The organism is Pseudomonas quebecensis, assembly GCF_026410085.1.
GTDB classification, from domain to species: Bacteria; Pseudomonadota; Gammaproteobacteria; order Pseudomonadales; family Pseudomonadaceae; genus Aquipseudomonas; species Aquipseudomonas quebecensis.
Map to the genome: position 1 here is coordinate 1,434,708 of NZ_CP112866.1, position 17,668 is coordinate 1,452,375.

At 60.3% G+C, this 17,668-nt stretch carries 15 protein-coding genes; all 15 read left to right on the plus strand.

The genetic code is table 11. The annotated features are described in order from the left end of the window. The first annotated feature begins 12 nt into the window (after window positions 1-12). The 15 genes from flgG to OSC50_RS06880 all read left to right on the plus strand — a co-directional run bounded on the left by flgG (window position 13) and on the right by OSC50_RS06880 (window position 17,642). Window positions 13-798, plus strand: a complete 786-nt coding sequence (flgG, locus tag OSC50_RS06810; protein WP_181075881.1) for a flagellar basal-body rod protein FlgG — start codon at window positions 13-15, stop codon at window positions 796-798. Window positions 799-850: 52 nt separating this feature from the next. Next, window positions 851-1,546, plus strand: a complete 696-nt coding sequence (gene flgH, locus OSC50_RS06815) for a flagellar basal body L-ring protein FlgH (protein ID WP_181075879.1) — start codon at window positions 851-853, stop codon at window positions 1,544-1,546. A gap of 27 nt (window positions 1,547-1,573) precedes the next feature. After that, window positions 1,574-2,662 (plus strand): flagellar basal body P-ring protein FlgI, encoded by a 1,089-nt coding sequence (locus OSC50_RS06820; protein ID WP_034099860.1) that lies wholly within the window; start codon window positions 1,574-1,576, stop codon window positions 2,660-2,662. A gap of 4 nt (window positions 2,663-2,666) precedes the next feature. Further along, complete coding sequence (flgJ, locus tag OSC50_RS06825; RefSeq protein WP_253508765.1) at window positions 2,667-3,935, plus strand: flagellar assembly peptidoglycan hydrolase FlgJ; 1,269 nt, start codon at window positions 2,667-2,669, stop codon at window positions 3,933-3,935. A gap of 10 nt (window positions 3,936-3,945) precedes the next feature. Next, window positions 3,946-5,994: a flagellar hook-associated protein FlgK gene (gene flgK / locus OSC50_RS06830; RefSeq protein WP_181075876.1), complete on the plus strand. Its 2,049-nt coding sequence runs from the start codon at window positions 3,946-3,948 to the stop codon at window positions 5,992-5,994. Window positions 5,995-6,008: 14 nt separating this feature from the next. Continuing rightward, the gene (locus OSC50_RS06835; RefSeq protein WP_181075874.1) at window positions 6,009-7,613 is read left to right on the plus strand and encodes a flagellar hook-associated protein 3; all 1,605 of its coding nucleotides are present in this window, start codon (window positions 6,009-6,011) and stop codon (window positions 7,611-7,613) included. A 278-nt stretch (window positions 7,614-7,891) separates the two neighbouring features. Further along, window positions 7,892-8,821: a ketoacyl-ACP synthase III gene (locus tag OSC50_RS06840; protein ID WP_181075873.1), complete on the plus strand. Its 930-nt coding sequence runs from the start codon at window positions 7,892-7,894 to the stop codon at window positions 8,819-8,821. Between the two features lie 275 nt (window positions 8,822-9,096). After that, window positions 9,097-10,512, plus strand: coding sequence for a flagellin N-terminal helical domain-containing protein (locus OSC50_RS06845; protein ID WP_253508763.1), 1,416 nt, complete (start codon window positions 9,097-9,099; stop codon window positions 10,510-10,512). A gap of 74 nt (window positions 10,513-10,586) precedes the next feature. Then, window positions 10,587-10,937: a flagellar protein FlaG gene (locus OSC50_RS06850; RefSeq protein WP_181075869.1), complete on the plus strand. Its 351-nt coding sequence runs from the start codon at window positions 10,587-10,589 to the stop codon at window positions 10,935-10,937. Between the two features lie 81 nt (window positions 10,938-11,018). Next, a complete protein-coding gene (gene fliD / locus OSC50_RS06855) occupies window positions 11,019-12,425 on the plus strand; it encodes a flagellar filament capping protein FliD (protein WP_266247501.1) in 1,407 nt (468 codons plus the stop codon). A 140-nt stretch (window positions 12,426-12,565) separates the two neighbouring features. Continuing rightward, entirely contained in the window at window positions 12,566-12,970 is a 405-nt protein-coding gene (fliS, locus tag OSC50_RS06860; protein ID WP_181075865.1) for a flagellar export chaperone FliS, read from the plus strand. 25 nt (window positions 12,971-12,995) lie between these two features. Then, complete coding sequence (fliT, locus tag OSC50_RS06865) at window positions 12,996-13,292, plus strand: flagellar protein FliT (protein WP_181075863.1); 297 nt, start codon at window positions 12,996-12,998, stop codon at window positions 13,290-13,292. A gap of 169 nt (window positions 13,293-13,461) precedes the next feature. Continuing rightward, complete coding sequence (locus OSC50_RS06870; RefSeq protein WP_266246285.1) at window positions 13,462-14,937, plus strand: sigma-54 dependent transcriptional regulator; 1,476 nt, start codon at window positions 13,462-13,464, stop codon at window positions 14,935-14,937. 110 nt (window positions 14,938-15,047) lie between these two features. Beyond that, a complete protein-coding gene (locus tag OSC50_RS06875; RefSeq protein ID WP_181075858.1) occupies window positions 15,048-16,259 on the plus strand; it encodes a sensor histidine kinase in 1,212 nt (403 codons plus the stop codon). Between the two features lie 6 nt (window positions 16,260-16,265). Then, window positions 16,266-17,642 carry a sigma-54-dependent transcriptional regulator gene (locus OSC50_RS06880; protein WP_266246284.1) on the plus strand — a complete coding sequence of 459 codons (1,377 nt, stop codon included), beginning with the start codon at window positions 16,266-16,268 and terminating at the stop codon, window positions 17,640-17,642. Window positions 17,643-17,668 lie beyond the last annotated feature (26 nt).

Here is a 17,668-nt window from a genome sequence, read left to right on the forward strand (position 1 = left end):
AAGGAGAACGATATGCTTCCGGCTCTATGGGTTGCCAAAACCGGTCTGTCCGCCCAGGACACCAACCTGACCACCATTTCCAACAACTTGGCCAACGTGTCGACCACGGGTTTCAAACGTGACCGCGCCGAGTTCCAGGACTTGCTCTATCAGATCAAGAAACAGCCGGGCGCCCAGTCGACCCAGGACAGCGAGTTGCCGTCGGGCCTGCAACTGGGTACCGGTGTACAGATCGTCGGCACCCAGAAGAATTTCAGCGCCGGTAACCTGCAACAGACCGGCCAGCCGCTGGACATGGCCATCAACGGCCGTGGCTTCTTCCAGATCCTGCAACCGGACGGCACTACTTCCTACACCCGTGACGGCACATTCCACCTGGACTCCAACGGTCAGATCGTTACCGCCAACGGGTTTGCCCTGGAACCGGCGATTGTGGTGCCGGCCGATGCCAAGACTTTCACCGTCGGCAACGATGGCACCGTGTCCATCACCGTGGCCGGCAACCCGGCCTCGCAGGTGATCGGCAACCTGCAGACCGCCGACTTCATCAACCCGGCGGGCCTGCAGGCAACGGGCAACAACCTGTTCCTGGAAACCGCCTCCAGCGGCGCGCCACAGATCGGCACCCCTGGCCTGAACGGTTTCGGCACCACGCTGCAAAGCACCCTGGAAACCTCCAACGTCAGCACCGTGGAAGAGATGGTCAACATGATCACCACCCAGCGCGCTTACGAGATGAACTCCAAGGTGATCTCCACCGCCGACCAGATGCTCTCGTTCGTAACGCAGAATCTGTAATCAAGTCTATGGGGCGCCCTGACGGCGCCTGCAACACCGTGAGGTAAGGGTCATGAATCGCTATGTTTCCGTTCTGGCATTGAGTGGGATCGCCGTGCTCGCGGGCTGTGTCGCCCCGACGCCAAAACCCAATGACCCGTACTACGCGCCGGTGTTGCCACGCACACCGCTGCCGGCGGCGGCCAACAACGGCTCGATCTACCAGGCCGGTTTCGAACAGAACCTGTACAGCGACCGCAAGGCCTTCCGGGTCGGTGACATCATCACCATTACCCTGAACGAGAAGACCCAGGCCAGCAAGAACGCCAACTCCCAGGTCGGCAAGACCAGCAAGGCAGGGATTGGCCTGACCTCGTTGTTCGGTGCCATTCCCAACACCAACAACCCGCTGGGTGACGGCGACCTGAGCCTGAATGCCGGCTACAGCGGCGATCGCGCCACCAACGGCAAGAGCGCGGCGGGGCAGGGCAACAGCCTGACGGGGTCGATCACCGTGACGGTGGCCGACGTGTTGCCCAACGGCATCATCGCCGTGCGCGGTGAGAAGTGGATGACTCTCAACACCGGCGACGAGCTGGTGCGGATTGCCGGCATGGTGCGTGCCGACGATATCTCCACCGATAACACGGTGCCGTCGACCCGCATTGCCGACGCGCGTATTACCTACTCCGGCACCGGCGCGTTTGCCGACGCGAGCCAGCCGGGCTGGTTCGACCGGTTCTTCCTCAGCCCGCTGTTCCCTTTCTAGGTGGCCACTTTGAAATTCAAACAGCTGATGGCGGCGGCACTCCTGCTCTCCTTGAGCGCTGTCGCCCAGGCCGAGCGCTTGAAGGACATCGCCAGTATTTCCGGCGTGCGCTCCAACCAGTTGATCGGCTATGGCCTGGTGGTGGGGCTCAACGGTACGGGTGACCAGACCACCCAGACCCCGTTTACCCTGCAGACCTTCAACAACATGCTCTCGCAGTTCGGCATTAAAGTGCCGCCGGGGTCGGGCAACGTGCAGCTTAAAAACGTCGCGGCGGTGTCGATCAGTGCCGATTTGCCGGCTTTCTCCAAGCCGGGCCAGGTAGTGGACATCACGGTGTCGTCCATCGGTAACTCCAAAAGCCTGCGCGGCGGTACCTTGCTGATGACGCCCCTCAAGGGTATTGACGGCAACGTCTACGCCATCGCCCAGGGCAACCTGGTGGTGGGCGGGTTCGACGCCGAAGGTCGCGACGGTTCCAAGATCACCGTCAACGTGCCGTCGGCCGGTCGCATCCCTGGCGGGGCCACGGTGGAACGCACCGTGCCCAGCGGTTTCAACCAGGGCAACAGCCTGACCTTGAACCTCAACCGCTCGGATTTCACCACCGCCAAGCGCGTAGTCGACAAGGTCAATGACATGCTCGGCCCAGGCGTTGCCCAGGCCATCGACGGCGGTTCGATCCGCGTGACCGCGCCGCTGGACCCAAGCCAGCGCGTGGACTACCTGTCCATTCTGGAAAACCTGGAAGTCGATCCAGGCCAGGCGGTGGCCAAAGTCATCATCAACTCGCGTACCGGTACCATTGTGATCGGCCAGAACGTCAAGGTTTCGCCGGCGGCGGTGACCCACGGCAGCCTGACGGTGACCATCACCGAAGACCCGATCGTCAGCCAGCCTGGGCCGTTGTCCAACGGCCAGACGGCGGTGGTGCCACGCTCGCGGGTCAACGCTCAGCAAGAAGCCAAGCCGATGTTCAAATTCGGCCCCGGCACCACCCTGGACGAAATTGTCCGCGCGGTGAACCAGGTGGGCGCGGCGCCCGGCGACTTGATGGCGATCCTTGAAGCTTTGAAACAGGCCGGCGCCTTGCAGGCCGACCTGATCGTCATCTGAGGCCATGGCCATGGATATGCATAAAAGCGGAATCAGCAGCACGGCGGACTCGGGGTCTTACTCCGACCTGAACCGGCTTAACCAGCTCAAGGTCGGTGACAAGAACAGCGAAGGCAACATGCGCAAAGTGGCGCAGGAGTTCGAGTCGCTGTTCCTGAGCGAAATGCTCAAATCCATGCGGTCGGCTACCGAAGCGCTGGGCAAAGACAACCCGATGAACACCCCGGCGGCCAAGCAGTACCAGGAAATGTACGACCAGCAACTGGCCGTCTCGCTGTCCCGCGAGGGCGGCGGCATTGGCCTGGCCGACGTGCTGATGCGCCAGATGCAGAAGAACAAACCGGTGGACGCGCAGGCGGCTACATTGCAGGGGCCTGCAGCGGCCGAAGCGGTCAAGAAAGTCGATGTGCCGACCGAGATCGCCGCCGGTACCCAGGCCGACGGTCCGCTTGGACGCTCCAATGGCCAACGTCCGCTGTGGGCGTTCCGCGTCGCCGAGCCTCAAGCCGGCGCCGCAGCCAGCCACGGCAACGACATGGAACTGATGAACCAGCGCCGCATTGCCTTGCCGAGCAAGCTGACCGATCGGCTGTTGGCCGGCATCGTGCCGAGCGCCCAGGTTGCCACTGAGGCCAAGGCCGCGCCGCTGCGCAACAGCGCCTTGCAGGACAACGTGATCAACAGCGGCGCACGCAGCGTTGCCGCGGCCAACGGCAGCATGCAGGTCTATGGCCGCGCCGTGGCCCAACCACCGTTGGCGCCGGCCAAGAAGGCGTTCAGCTCCCAGGACGAATTTGTCGCCACCATGCTGCCGATGGCCGAAGCGGCCGCCAAGCGTATCGGCATCGATCCGAAGTATCTGGTGGCCCAGGCCGCCCTGGAAACCGGTTGGGGCAAATCGGTGATGCGTGCCCAGGACGGAACCAGCAGCCACAACCTGTTCGGCATCAAGGCCGGCAAGAGCTGGCAGGGCGGCCAGGCACGTGCGATTACCAGCGAGTTTCGCGATGGGGCGATGGTCAAGGAGACCGCGCAGTTCCGCTCCTACGATTCCTATCAGGACAGCTTCCACGACCTGGTGACGTTGCTGCAAAGCAATGATCGCTATAAAGACGTGGTGAAATCGGCCGATAACCCAGAACGCTTTGTACGCGAGTTGCAAAAGGCGGGGTACGCCACCGACCCTAACTACGCCAACAAGATTTCGCAGATCGCCAATTCGATGAACAGTTACCAGAATTACGCCGCCGCGGGCGCGACCACTCTTTTATAAGGTCTGAACCATGAGTTTGCTCAATATCGGGATGTCGGGGCTTAACGCCGCTCAAGGATCGTTGTCGGTCTTGAGTAACAACATCGCCAACGCCAATACCGCAGGCTATTCGCGTCAGCAGACCACGCAAAGCGCGAACGCCGTGAACCAGTTCGGCGGCGTGTACATCGGCAGCGGTACCACTCTGGCCGATGTGCGCCGGGTGTATAACGAATTTCTGGACACTGCTTATCAGAACAGCACCGCGCTCAACGGCGATGCCAAGGCTTATCAGGATCAGGTCAGTGCTATCGACAAGACCTTATCGGACAAGACGACCGGCATGTCGGCGGTGCTCAGTTCGTTTTTTGCCGCGGTGCAGACGGCGGCAAGCAACCCAAGCGACGTGACCGCCCGCCAGGTGATGATCACCAACGCTCAGACGTTGAGCAATCGCTTCAACGCGATTTCCTCGCAGTTGAGCCAGCAGAAAGAGACCATCAATGGTCAGTTGACTTCAATGAGCGATCAGGTCAACCAATTGACTGCCTCGATTGCCTCGCTCAACAAGCAGATCAATCAGGCGCAGGGTTCGACCAACACCACACCCGCCAACCTGCTCGACTCCCGCGCCGAGGCCGTGCGTTCTCTCAACGAATTGATCGGCGTGACCGCAGTCGAAAAGAATGGCGTGTTCAGTGTCAGCACCGGCAGTGGCCAGTCCCTGGTCCTGGGCGACCAGTTCAGCACCATTTCCGCCGTGCCGAGCAGAGGCGATACCAGCCAATACACCATTGAGCTGAATGCACCCGGCGGCACCAAGCTCGATCTAGGCAACGTGATCAGCGGCGGTAGCATCGGTGGCCTGTTGCGTTATCGCAGCGATGCGCTGATCCCGGCGATCAATGACCTGGGCCGCATTGCAGTGACGACGGCTGATGTGGTCAACAGTCAGCTGGGCCAGGGCCTGGATCTCAACGGTGAGTTCGGCTCCTCGTTGTTCACGGACATTAACAGTGCGTCGGCCGTTGCCCTGCGCAGCCAGGCTGCCCAAGGCAATCTCGGTAATGGCGCCTTGGGTGTGACGATCAAAGACACCAGCAAGCTGACCAATTACGATTACAAGGTTTCCTTCAACGACAGCACCGACCTCACCAAGGCGACCGTGCTGCGTTCCGACGGCAAGGCCATGGGGGTTTACGACCTCAGTGCCACGCCGCCGCCGGTCATTGATGGGTTCACGCTGGCGGTCAAGAGTGGTGCGGTCCAGGCCGGTGACAGCTTCAAGGTCAGCCCCACAGCTAACGGCGCGAAGGAAATCGGCACCGTTCTCACCGACCCTACCAAGCTCGCTTTTGCCGCGCCGCTGCTGGGCGAAGCCAGCAAAACCAACCAGGGCACCGGCAACTTCACACCGCCAGCGCTGACCGTACCCCTGGATATCCAGGGCGGCGCCGCCACTGCTCAGTTGCGCGTCGGCATTGAAAACTCGATGCCGGTGAAGATGGTGTTCGGCAAGCCCGCGGCAGATGGCACCCAGCCGTATAAGCTCAATGATTCCCAGGGTAATCCGATCGGCAGCGGGACTATCGTTCCGGGGCAGGGCAACAAAGTCACCATTAATGTGCCGATGCGCGATGCCAGCGGGGCATTGGTAGTGCCGGCCACCAGTTTCAGTTTTGATACCACGGTGGGCGGGGTGCCAGCGGATGGTGACAGCACTTCCTTCTCGTTCAATGCCGGCGGCAAGTCGGACAACCGCAATGCGTTGCAACTGTTGAATCTGCAGACCAAGGCAACCATTGGCACGGCGGCTGATGGCACCGGCGGCACCAGCCTGGTAGGGGCCAACAGTAAGCTGGTGTCGACCGTCGGTGCCAAGGCTGCTGCGGCCGGCACCGACACCAGCGCCACCGGCGCGCTGTTAACCGCCAATAAAAACGCGCGCAATTCGGTGTCCCAGGTCAACCTGGATGAAGAGGCCGGTGACATGATCAAGTTCCAGCAGTACTACACCGCGTCGTCGCAGATCATCAAGGCTGCGCAAGAAACCTTCAGCACGCTGATCAATAGTCTTTAAGGGAGCCAGGGACGATGCGCATTTCTACCCAGCAGTATTTCGAGACCAGTTCCACCAAGTACTCGAACAACTATTCCGGCGTGGTGAAAGCCCAGGACCAGGCCAGCAGCGGCGTGCGCGTGCAAACCGCCGCGGATGACCCGGTGGCGGCGGCACGTTTGTTGATGCTGCAGCAGCAGAAAGACATGCTGACCCAGTACAACGGCAATATCACCAGCCTCAAGGACAAGCTGACCAACGAAGAGAGCGTACTGGGCGCGATCAGCGATGCCATGCAGCGCGCCACTGAATTGGCGCTGCGTGCCGGTGGTTCGGTCAGCGACGCGGATCGACGCTCGATCGCCAGCGAAGTGGGGGCGATCGAGGATCAGGTGCTGGGTTTGCTCAACAGCAAAGACTCTTCCGGTAACTATCTGTTTTCCGGCTCCAAAACCCAGACTCCGCCTTATACGCGTAACAACGATGGGACCTACAGCTATCAGGGTGATGAAACACCGCTGAGCCTGCAGGTTTCCAATACGCTGACGATCAACGCCGGCGATACCGGCAAGACTGTCCTGGAAGGCGCGGCCAACTCGGGTCGTACCCAGGCCCCGTGGCTGGCGCCGGTGCCTCAGACGGTGCCGCCGACTGTCAACGACAACAAGGTGGCCCTGTCCGCCGGCCTGGTCACGTCGAGCGCTGACTACTCGAATAAATTTGCCGATGGCCAGCCATACAAGCTCACGTTCACCAGCAGTACGCAATTTAAGGTGGAGGATAAAAACGGTACCGATATCACTTCCGAGATCCCCGGCAACGGCACGTTCGATGCCTCCAAAGAAGGCAGCTCCAGCGTTGCGCTGCGTGGTGTGAAGTTCGATATCACCCTGAAGCTGGGCGACGATGTCGCGCCAGGCGCGCCCTCCGATGCGCTGGTCAAGGACCGTACGTTCAGCCTGGAGTCCAAACCCGACACCTTCAGCGTCTCGCGCACGCCGAGCAACGCCTCAAACGCCCAACTGACCGGGGCTCGTGTGTCAAACCAGACGGACTATGCCAGCACCTTTCCGACCAACAGCGGCGCGATCATCAAGTTCACCAGTGCCACGGCCTATGAGGTGTATGCCCAGCCGTACACCACCGACAGCAAGACCATTGCCACCGGTGATACCGGTGGCGGTACCACGGTGACAGCGGCCGGCGTGACCTTCGATGTGAGTGCCGGGCCACCGCAGCCGGGTGATCAGTTCTCCGTCGGGGCCAACACCCAGAAGACCCAGAATGCACTCGATACCCTGGGGCAGTTGCGTCATGCCCTGGAGCTGCCGGCCGATGGCAACCCGGCGGCGACCGTCAAGCTGAAGGACGTACTGGATACGTCCATCGCCAACCTGGCCAATTCGACGTCCCAGATCGTCAACGTGCGGGGCTCCATCGGTGCGCGAGGCCAAGCGTTGACTATCCAGTCCGACGAAAACGCCAGCATTGGTATCGCCAACACCAGCACGATGAGCGACTTGGCCAACATCGACATGGGCGAGGCGGCAATCAACCTGTCGCTGCAGCAGACCATGCTGCAAGCCTCGCAACTGGCATTCGTGAAGATCTCGCAGTTGAGCCTGTTCAATAAGATGTAATTTCAGCGCGTGAACGCCGCGGCCCAGCCTGGAAACAGGTTGGGCCGCAGTCGTTTTCGCGGCTCAATTGTTTAAAGGTTTTCATAAACCGCAGAAAATTGAGTGACCTGTGAGTCATAAAGCGCATCTTCACTGTATCGTGTGAAAAGGATAAGTCGTCACAGGGTCCTTGCGGGGCGGCTTTCAGCGAGATTTTTATGGGGTTACCCCCTTTATTGTCAGCACCCCAGGCGTCGGCCTTGGGGTGTTCTCCAGCTATTTAGTATTGGGAAGCCACAATGATTGGCATAAAAAGCATCGCCAGTTACGTGCCGGCGGACGGTATCGATAACTACGCCCAGGGTGCCAAATTCGCCAAGGATGAAGAGTTCATCATTGGCAAGATCGGTTCGGCGTTCCTGCCGCGCAAGGAAGCAGCGCAGGAAACCTCCGATCTGTGTGTCGAAGCGGTCAACGCCTTGTTTGCCAACAACCCGGATCTCAAGCGCGAGTCGATTGACGCGCTGATCGTCGTGACCCAGAACGGCGACGAGGAGGGCTTGCCCCATACCGCCGCTATCGTCCAGGACAAACTGGGCCTGCCGACCCACGTCGCCGCGTTCGATATTTCCCTGGGCTGCTCCGGTTACGTCTACGGCATCTACGCGATGAAGGGCTTCATGGAAGCCACCGGCCTGAAAAACGGTCTGTTGATCACCGCCGACCCGTATTCAAAGATTGTCGACCCGGAAGATCGCAACACCACCATGCTGTTCGGCGATGCCGCCACCGCGACCTGGATGGGCGAAGACGCTTCGTGGCAGCTGGGCAAGTCCAAGTTCGGCACCGACGGTTCCGGCGCGCCGCACCTGAAGGTCAGCGACGGCGTGTTCTTCATGAACGGTCGGCAGGTGTTCAACTTTGCCCTGCTCAAGGTGCCGGCGCATTTGCACGAGCTGCTCAATGAATCGGAGCTCAAGGCCGATGACATCGATGCGTTCTGCATTCACCAGGGCAGTGCGGCGATTGTCGACGCGGTGGCCCGTCGTTTCGAAGACGCACCGGTGGACAAGTTCATCAAGGACATGGTCGAGACCGGCAACACTGTGTCGTCGAGCATTCCGTTGCTGCTGGAAAAGCACGTGATGGACGCCACCTGGAAGCGCGTGGCGATCAGTGGTTTCGGTGTGGGCCTGTCGTGGGGATCGGCGATTCTCTATCGACCGTGACGTTTCAGTAGACGGCTTCTCTGGTAAATGCAAACGCCGATGATTGAAAAATCATCGGCGTTTTTTATTTGGCGTCAAAAAAGCCCGTGAAATCGACGCTGGGGCTCGGGCTAAACCCTTGAATTGCAAGGGGTGGCACCACGCCAGTAAAAAAAATCAAAAAAACCCTCAAGCAACCGGCTACCACGACGATAACTATTACGTAGGTTCTCTAGGCCACACCCGGCAGTTGCCAGGGCCGGAAGCCGCAGTATCCATCCAACGAGGATTTCGTCATGGCTTTAACAGTAAACACCAACATTGCTTCCGTCTCCACTCAGGGCAACCTGAACAAAGCTGGCACCGCCCTGGCCACTTCCATGCAGCGCCTGTCTTCGGGCCTGCGTATCAACAGCGCTAAAGACGACGCTGCCGGCCTGGGTATCGCTACCCGTATGACCAGCCAGATCAACGGCCTGGGTCAAGCAGTGAAGAACGCCAACGATGGTATCTCCATCGCGCAGACCGCTGAAGGCGCAATGCAGGCTTCGACCGACATTCTGCAAAAAATGCGTACCCTGGCTCTGTCCTCGGCTACCGGCTCCCTGAGCACCGACGACCGTAAGTCGAACAACGACGAATACCAGGCTCTGACTTCGGAACTGACCCGTATCTCGCAAACCACCACTTTCGGTGGCCAGAAACTGCTGGACGGTTCGTACGGTACCAAAGCCATCCAGGTTGGCGCCAACGCTAACGAAACCATCAACGTAAGCCTGGACAACGTTGCGGCCAACAACATTGGTTCGCAGCAAGTCAAGAGCATTGGTATCACCCCAGGTGCCGGTGTTGCTGGCGGCGCAATCGCTGTAACCGGTAACGGCCAGACTAGCAGCGTCACCGTAGCGGCTGCTGCTTCGGCCAAAACCATCGCTGCCCAACTGAACGGCGCCATCGGTGGCCTGGGCGCTACCGCCAGCACAGAAGCTCAGTTCGTGGTCGGCGCAGGTGCTGCTACTGCTCCTGCTTCGTTCACCATGACCGTTGGCGGCCAAGCCACTACGTTCGTCGGCGTGACCGATACCGCCAGCCTGGCTGACCAGCTGAAGTCCAACTCCGCCAAACTGGGTATCAGCGTTAACTACGATGAGTCCAAAGGCACCCTGTCGGTTAAATCCGACACCGGTGAAAACCTGGCCTTCAGCGCTTCGACCGCTGCCGGTACCATCACTGTCGCCACCAAAGACGGTTCGGGTACCTACGGCACTGCTACCGCCCTGGCTGACGGCATCATCGCTACCGGTGCTGTGAACCTGAACTCCTCCAAGGGCTACTCCCTGGAAGGCGCTGGTGTGACTGGTATCTTCGGTGCCGGTACTTCGGCTGCTTCGGCCAAGACCACCGTGTCGCAAACCGACGTGACCGACGCCACCAAGGCACAGAACGCTGTGTCCGTGATCGACCAGGCTATCGCTTCCATCTCCAGCGCCCGTTCGGGTCTGGGTGCTGTTCAGAACCGTCTGACCAGCACTGTGGATAACCTGACCAACATCCAGAAAAACACCACTGCTGCCCGTAGTACTGTTCAGGACGTCGACTTCGCTTCCGAAGCCGCTGAACTGACCAAGCAGCAAACCCTGCAGTCGGCTTCGACCGCGATCCTGTCGCAGGCTAACCAACTGCCATCCGCTGTACTGAAGCTGCTTCAGTAATTCAAGCGCTTGGTAGCTGACGGAAGGGCGCGTTTACGTGCCCTTTCGTCTTTTCCAATCAGAGGAGATTGGGCATGGACATGAACGTAAATTTGAACTTGTCTTATCCGTCGCTCGCCCCTCAAGGCGCTGTGGCACCTGTGGTTGTGGATAAAGACAAAAGCAAGGTTGAAGCGACTGCACCAACCCCGGATAAGGCCAAACCTGGCGATCTGGAAAAAGCGGTCACCGACATTAAAGAATTCGTACAAGCGGCCCAGCGCAATCTGGATTTTTCCATTGATGATTCCACTCACAGGGTCGTGGTCAAGGTCATTGCCACCGACACCGGTGAAGTGATCCGCCAGATCCCATCGGAAACGGCCTTGAAATTGGCGCAGAGCTTGTCCAGCGCCAGTCATGTGCTGTTTGACGACAAGGCTTGAGCTGGCATGAAACTTGTTGCTGCTACTGTCTGATGCGTAATTCGTCAAGATAACGGCAGCCACCGGACTAGGAGAAAGATGATGGCGGGTACAACGATTACTGGCGTGGGGTCTGGTTTCGACACCCAGGCAATTGTGAAATCCCTGGTGGATGCCGAACGCGCGCCGAAGCAGGCGCAGATCAACGCACAGTCGCAAAAGGCAACGACCCAGCTGTCGTCGATCGGCAAGATCCAGGCCGCGCTGGATGCGTTCCGTGGCGCGCTGGACAGCATGGTGACCGATAACAGCTTCAGTGGTTTGACCGGCACGTCCTCGGACGAAAAAGTCGCCACCATGACGGCCAACCAGGGCGCGGCCAACGGCAGTTTCTCGCTGGTCGTCAACCAGCTCGCAAAACCCTCGAAGCTGTCGACCGCCAGTTTTGCCGGTGGTCAATCCACGGTCGTCAACAGCACGGGCAAAGCGACGACGCTGACCATCAGCCAGTCAGGCAAGAACTTCGACCTGAGTGTGCCGGCCGGTGCGACCTTGCAACAGGTGCGCGATTCGATCAACTCGCAGTTCGGCACTGCCGGTCTGAGTGCCAACATTCTCACCGACTCCAACGGTTCGCGGATGATCCTGACGTCCACCAACGGCGGGGTAGGGTCTGACCTGACCATGTCGGGCAACTCCGGGATCGACACGGGCTACAAAGTGGTCGAGGTGCCGCAGAACGCCAAGTACACCATCGACAACATTCCGGCGGAATCCAAGTCCAACAGCATCACTGATGCCGTGAGTGGTGTCAGTATCAAATTGCTGACCGTGTCGCCTACAGTCGTTGCTAACGATCCGGATACTAATAATCCGGCTCGTACCGCCCTGACCATCTCGGTAAGCACCAGCACTACCGCACTGAAGTCCGGGGTCAAGGGTTTTGTCGACACCTACAACGCTCTGCTCAAGGCCATGAACGCTGAGACCAAAGTGACCAAGGATGCCGCCGGTAACTCAGTCGCGGCAACGCTGACCGGCGACTCGACCATGCGCACCCTGCAATCGGCGATCCGCAACGAGTTCAATATGTTGTCCGGCAACGGCACCTTGAAATCCCTGGCGCAGTTCGGCGTGAGTACCGATCAGGACACCGGTGCACTGAGCATCGACGCCAAGCAATGGGACAAGGCGGTGCTGAGCAATCCGGCGGATATCAACAGCATCTTCAGTGGCAAGTCAGGCCTGCTGGCGCGTATGAAGGCGGCGACCGAGCCCTACGCGAAGGCGTCCACTGGCATCCTGGCCACGCGCACCGCGTCGTTGTCCGAGAGCCTCAAAGACCTGAACAAAGACCAGATCAGCCTGGATGAGCGCATAACCACCATGCAGGATGCGCTGACTCGTAAGTACACCGCCATGGACACCTTGGTGGCGCAGCTGCGGCAGCAGAGCAACAGCATTCTCGGCACGCTCAATGCGATCAGTAATTCAAAAAGCGATAACTGATTGAATGGTCGAAAAAAAGCCCAGGTTCATTGACCTGGGCTTTGTTCTTCAAGCCGCCGACGGGTTAAAGTTTCCTGCAACCCAGTCGACATATTAGTTAGTGAAATCCTTCTCGCTGTTGCTTGTCACGAGGTAGAAACATGAATCCCATGAGAGCCCTTCGCCAATATCAGAAGGTCAATTCCCACGCCCAGATCTCCGAAGCCAGCCCGCATCGCCTGGTACAGATGCTGCTTGAAGGCGGCCTGGACCGTATGGCACAAGCCAAGGGCGCCTTGGCGCGCGGTGATATTGCTCAGAAGGGTCTGATGCTGGGCAAGGCCACCGATATCATTATCGGCCTTCGTGATGGCCTGAATGCGGAAAAAAGCGACAACAAGGAATATGTCCAGCGCCTGGAAGGCCTGTATGTGTACATGAGCAACCGCCTCATGGAGGCCAATCTGCACAACGATGCCGACATGATCGACGAAGTCGCGCAACTGCTGATTACCGTGAAAGAAGGCTGGGATGCCATCGGGGCGCCGCAGGGCGTCGCACAATAAGACCACGGGTCTTGAGGAACACGTCATGAGCCACGCACTGCAACGCATTGATGAAACCCGCGAAGCCTTGATCGGCGCGCTGGCGGAACGTAACTGGGAAGCCATCGGCGAGCTGGATATGGGCTGTCGCAGCGTGATCGACGAAGTACTCAATGAGGCCCCGGTGGATGAAAGTGCGCTGCGGGAGAAGCTGGAGAGTCTGCTGGCGGTGTACCAGCAGCTGCTGACGGTAACGACGGGCGAGCGCCAGGCGATTTTCGAGGAGATGTCGCAGATCAACCAGGCGAAGAATGCGTCCAAGGTCTACCATCTGTTCGGGTGAACAGACGCAGTTAATCCGACCGGCGCGTCATAAATTTGACCGTGCCAGCTTTTTTCACTTAACTAGTGCTGTTTTCAGAGTTCAGACGTCTATAGAGTACGAAGTCCTACGGCCGTCTCGATTGTCCCTACACTGGGGCAGGAAGTTTTACTAGGGAAGTTGCTATTGCATGTGGCGTGAAACCAAAATTCTGCTGATTGATGACGATAGCGTCCGCCGCCGCGATTTAGCGGTGATTTTGAATTTTCTCGGCGAAGAAAATCTGCCCTGCGGCAGCCACGACTGGCAGCAGGCGGTCAGCTCGTTGTCGTCGAGCCGTGAAGTCATTTGTGTGCTGATCGGGACCGTAAACGCTCCTGGCGCTATTTTGGGCTTGTTAAAGACACTGTCGACCTGGGATGAGTTCCTTCCCGTGTTGCTGATGGGTGAAAATTCTTCGGCGGACCTGCCGGAAGACCAGCGCCGCCGTGTGCTGTCCACCCTGGAAATGCCGCCCAGCTACAGCAAATTGCTCGACTCCCTGCACCGTGCCCAGGTCTATCGCGAGATGTACGACCAGGCCCGCGAGCGCGGTCGTCACCGCGAACCCAACCTGTTCCGCAGCCTGGTCGGCACCAGCCGTGCCATCCAGCATGTACGCCAGATGATGCAGCAAGTGGCCGACACCGACGCCAGCGTGCTGATCCTCGGCGAATCGGGCACCGGCAAGGAAGTGGTCGCGCGCAACCTGCATTACCACTCCAAGCGCCGCGACGGGCCTTTCGTGCCGGTCAACTGCGGGGCGATCCCGGCAGAGCTGCTGGAGAGCGAACTGTTCGGCCACGAGAAGGGTGCCTTCACCGGGGCGATCACCAGCCGTGCCGGACGGTTCGAACTGGCCAACGGCGGCACTCTGTTCCTCGACGAAATCGGCGACATGCCGCTGCCTATGCAGGTCAAGCTGCTGCGCGTCTTGCAGGAGCGCACGTTCGAGCGCGTCGGCAGCAACAAGACCCAGAGCGTGGACGTGCGCATCATCGCCGCGACCCACAAGAACCTCGAAAGCATGATCGAGATCGGCAGCTTTCGTGAGGACTTGTACTACCGCCTCAATGTATTCCCCATCGAGATGGCCCCGCTGCGTGAGCGCGTGGAAGACATCCCGCTGCTGATGAATGAACTCATCTCGCGGATGGAACATGAAAAGCGTGGCTCGATTCGCTTCAACTCCGCCGCGATCATGTCCCTGTGCCGTCATGGCTGGCCGGGCAACGTGCGAGAACTGGCCAACCTGGTAGAGCGCATGGCGATCATGCATCCCTACGGTGTGATCGGCGTGGTCGAGCTGCCGAAGAAATTCCGCTACGTCGACGACGAAGACGAGCAGATGGTCGACAGCCTGCGCAGTGACATGGAAGAACGGGTCGCCATCAACGGCCACACCCCGGACTTCGGTTCCACCGCCATGCTGCCGCCGGAAGGCCTGGACCTGAAGGACTACCTCGGCAACCTGGAACAAGGCCTGATCCAGCAGGCCCTGGATGATGCCGGTGGCATCGTCGCCCGTGCCGCCGAACGCCTGCGCATCCGTCGCACCACCCTGGTGGAGAAGATGCGCAAGTACGGCATGAGCCGACGGGAAGGAGACGAACAGGCGGATGATTGACGCCTGTTTTTCAACTGACTGAAAACTAAGCCTATTTTTTTAGGCACGGGTATTGCTACAGCCCTCGCAACGTTCCGTTTAACTGACGGTCAGCCAAGCGAGAGAGCATCATGCCCCACGCCGCCCAATTAGCCTCAGCCCCTGCCATCCAGGGGCTTGTTCCATCCGCAGAGCCGCTTGCCCGGCAGGGTCTTGAACAGGCGTTCTCGCAGTTCAGCCAGATGTCCAGCCAACTGAGCGACTCCTACAGCCTGCTTGAAGCGCGCGTTTGCGAGCTCAAAGGCGAGCTGGCGGTAGTCAGTGCCCAGCGCATGCAGGAACTGGCTGAGAAAGAGCGCTTGGCCAACCGTCTGCAAAACCTGCTCGATTTGCTCCCTGGCGGCGTGATCGTGATCGACGATCAGGGCCGCGTACGCGAAGCCAATCCGGCCGCCTGCGACCTGTTGGGCCTGCCGCTGGAAGGCGAGCTGTGGCGTCACGTCATCACCCGTTGCTTCGCCCCGCGTGAGGATGACGGCCATGAAGTGTCCCTCAAGGACGGGCGGCGCCTGTCGATTTCCACCCGTTCCCTGGACGCCGAACCTGGCCAATTGGTGCTGCTTAACGACCTGACTGAAACCCGTCACCTGCAGGACCAGTTGGCACGCCATGAGCGATTGTCGTCCCTGGGGCGCATGGTCGCTTCTTTGGCGCACCAGATCCGCACGCCATTGTCGGCGGCATTGATCTACGCCAGTCATTTGACTGACGAGCAATTGCCGGCCGCCACCCACCAGCGTTTTGCCGGGCGCCTCAAGGAGCGCCTGCATGAGCTGGAGCATCAGGTTCGCGACATGCTGGTGTTTGCTCGCGGCGAATTGCCGCTGACCGACCGCATCACGCCGGCCGAACTGATGCACGCGCTGCAGGCTGCGGCCGCCCCCCACATTCAGGACGCGCAGGTGCGCTGGCAGTGCGACAGCCACCAGGGCGAGCTGCTGTGCAATCGCGACACGCTGGTAGGTGCGCTGCTCAACCTGATCGAAAACGCCACCCAGGCCAGCGCGTCCGGCGCGCGGCTCAAGGTGCACCTGTACCGTCGCGAAGACACGCTGCGCCTGTGCATCAGCGACAGCGGCAGCGGCATCGACCCTGAGGTGCTGCGGCGCCTGGGAGAACCCTTTTTTACCACCAAGACCAACGGAACCGGCCTGGGCCTGACCGTGGTCAAGGCTGTGGCACGCGCGCATCAGGGACACTTGCAACTGCGTTCCCGACTGGGGCGCGGCACCTGTGCATTGATGAGCTTGCCGCTGTTTTCAGGCGCGGCCGGCACGGAGTAACGAACGATGGCTATCAAGGTTCTATTGGTCGAAGACGACCGCGCCCTGCGTGAAGCATTGGCTGACACGCTGCTGCTGGCGGGCCATGACTACCGGGCGGTCGGTTCGGCCGAAGAGGCCTTGGAGGCAGTGGCCCGGGAGGCGTTCAGCCTGGTGGTCAGCGACGTCAACATGCCCGGCATGGACGGTCACCAGTTACTGGCCCTGTTGCGCGCCCGTCAGCCGCAACTGCCGGTGCTGTTGATGACTGCCCATGGCGCCGTGGAGCGCGCGGTGGATGCCATGCGCCAGGGCGCGGCGGATTATCTGGTCAAGCCGTTCGAGCCCAAGGCATTGATCGAGCTGGTGGCGCGTCACGCCCTGGGCGTGATCGCAGCGAGCGAAGGCGAGGGGCCGATCGCCATCGAGCCGGCCAGTGCCCAGTTGCTGGAGTTGGCGGCCCGCGTGGCGCGCAGTGATTCCACGGTGTTGATATCCGGCGAGTCGGGCACCGGTAAAGAAGTGCTGGCGCGTTACATCCATCAGCAATCGACCCGCGCCAGTCAGCCGTTTATCGCCATCAACTGCGCGGCGATCCCCGATAACATGCTGGAAGCCACGCTGTTCGGTCACGAAAAAGGTTCGTTCACCGGCGCCATCGCCGCGCAAGCGGGCAAGTTCGAACAGGCCGACGGCGGCACGCTTTTGCTCGATGAAATTTCAGAAATGCCCCTGGGTCTGCAGGCCAAGTTGTTGCGGGTGCTGCAGGAGCGCGAAGTGGAGCGCGTCGGTGCGCGCAAGCCGATCCAGCTGGATATCCGCGTGATTGCCACCACCAACCGCGACCTGGCCGGCGAAGTCGCGGCGGGGCGTTTCCGTGAAGATTTGTTCTACCGCCTGTCGGTATTTCCCCTGGCCTGGCGCCCATTGCGCGAGCGCCCGGCGGACATCGTGCCGCTGGCCGAGCGCCTGCTGCATAACCACGTCAAAAAAATGAAGCACGCCCAGGCGCGGCTGTCGGCCGAGGCGCAGGCGTGCCTGATCGCTTACCCCTGGCCGGGCAATGTGCGAGAGCTGGACAACGCCATCCAGCGCGCCCTGATCCTGCAGCAGGGCGGCTTGATCCAGCCCCAGGATTTCTGCCTGGCCATGGGCAGTGGCGCGGCGCCGCTGCCGACACTGGCCCCCGCACCGTTGGTCGCCGAGGTGGAAACCGTCAGCGCTTTGGGCGATGACCTGCGTCGCCGCGAATTCCAGATGATCATCGACACCCTGCGCGCCGAGCGCGGCCGCCGCAAAGAGGCCGCCGAGCGCCTGGGCATCAGCCCGCGCACGCTGCGCTACAAGCTGGCGCAGATGCGCGACGCTGGCATGGATGTGGAAGCGTATCTTTTCGCCACCTGAAATTTCCTAAGGCGTACAGGGTTTGT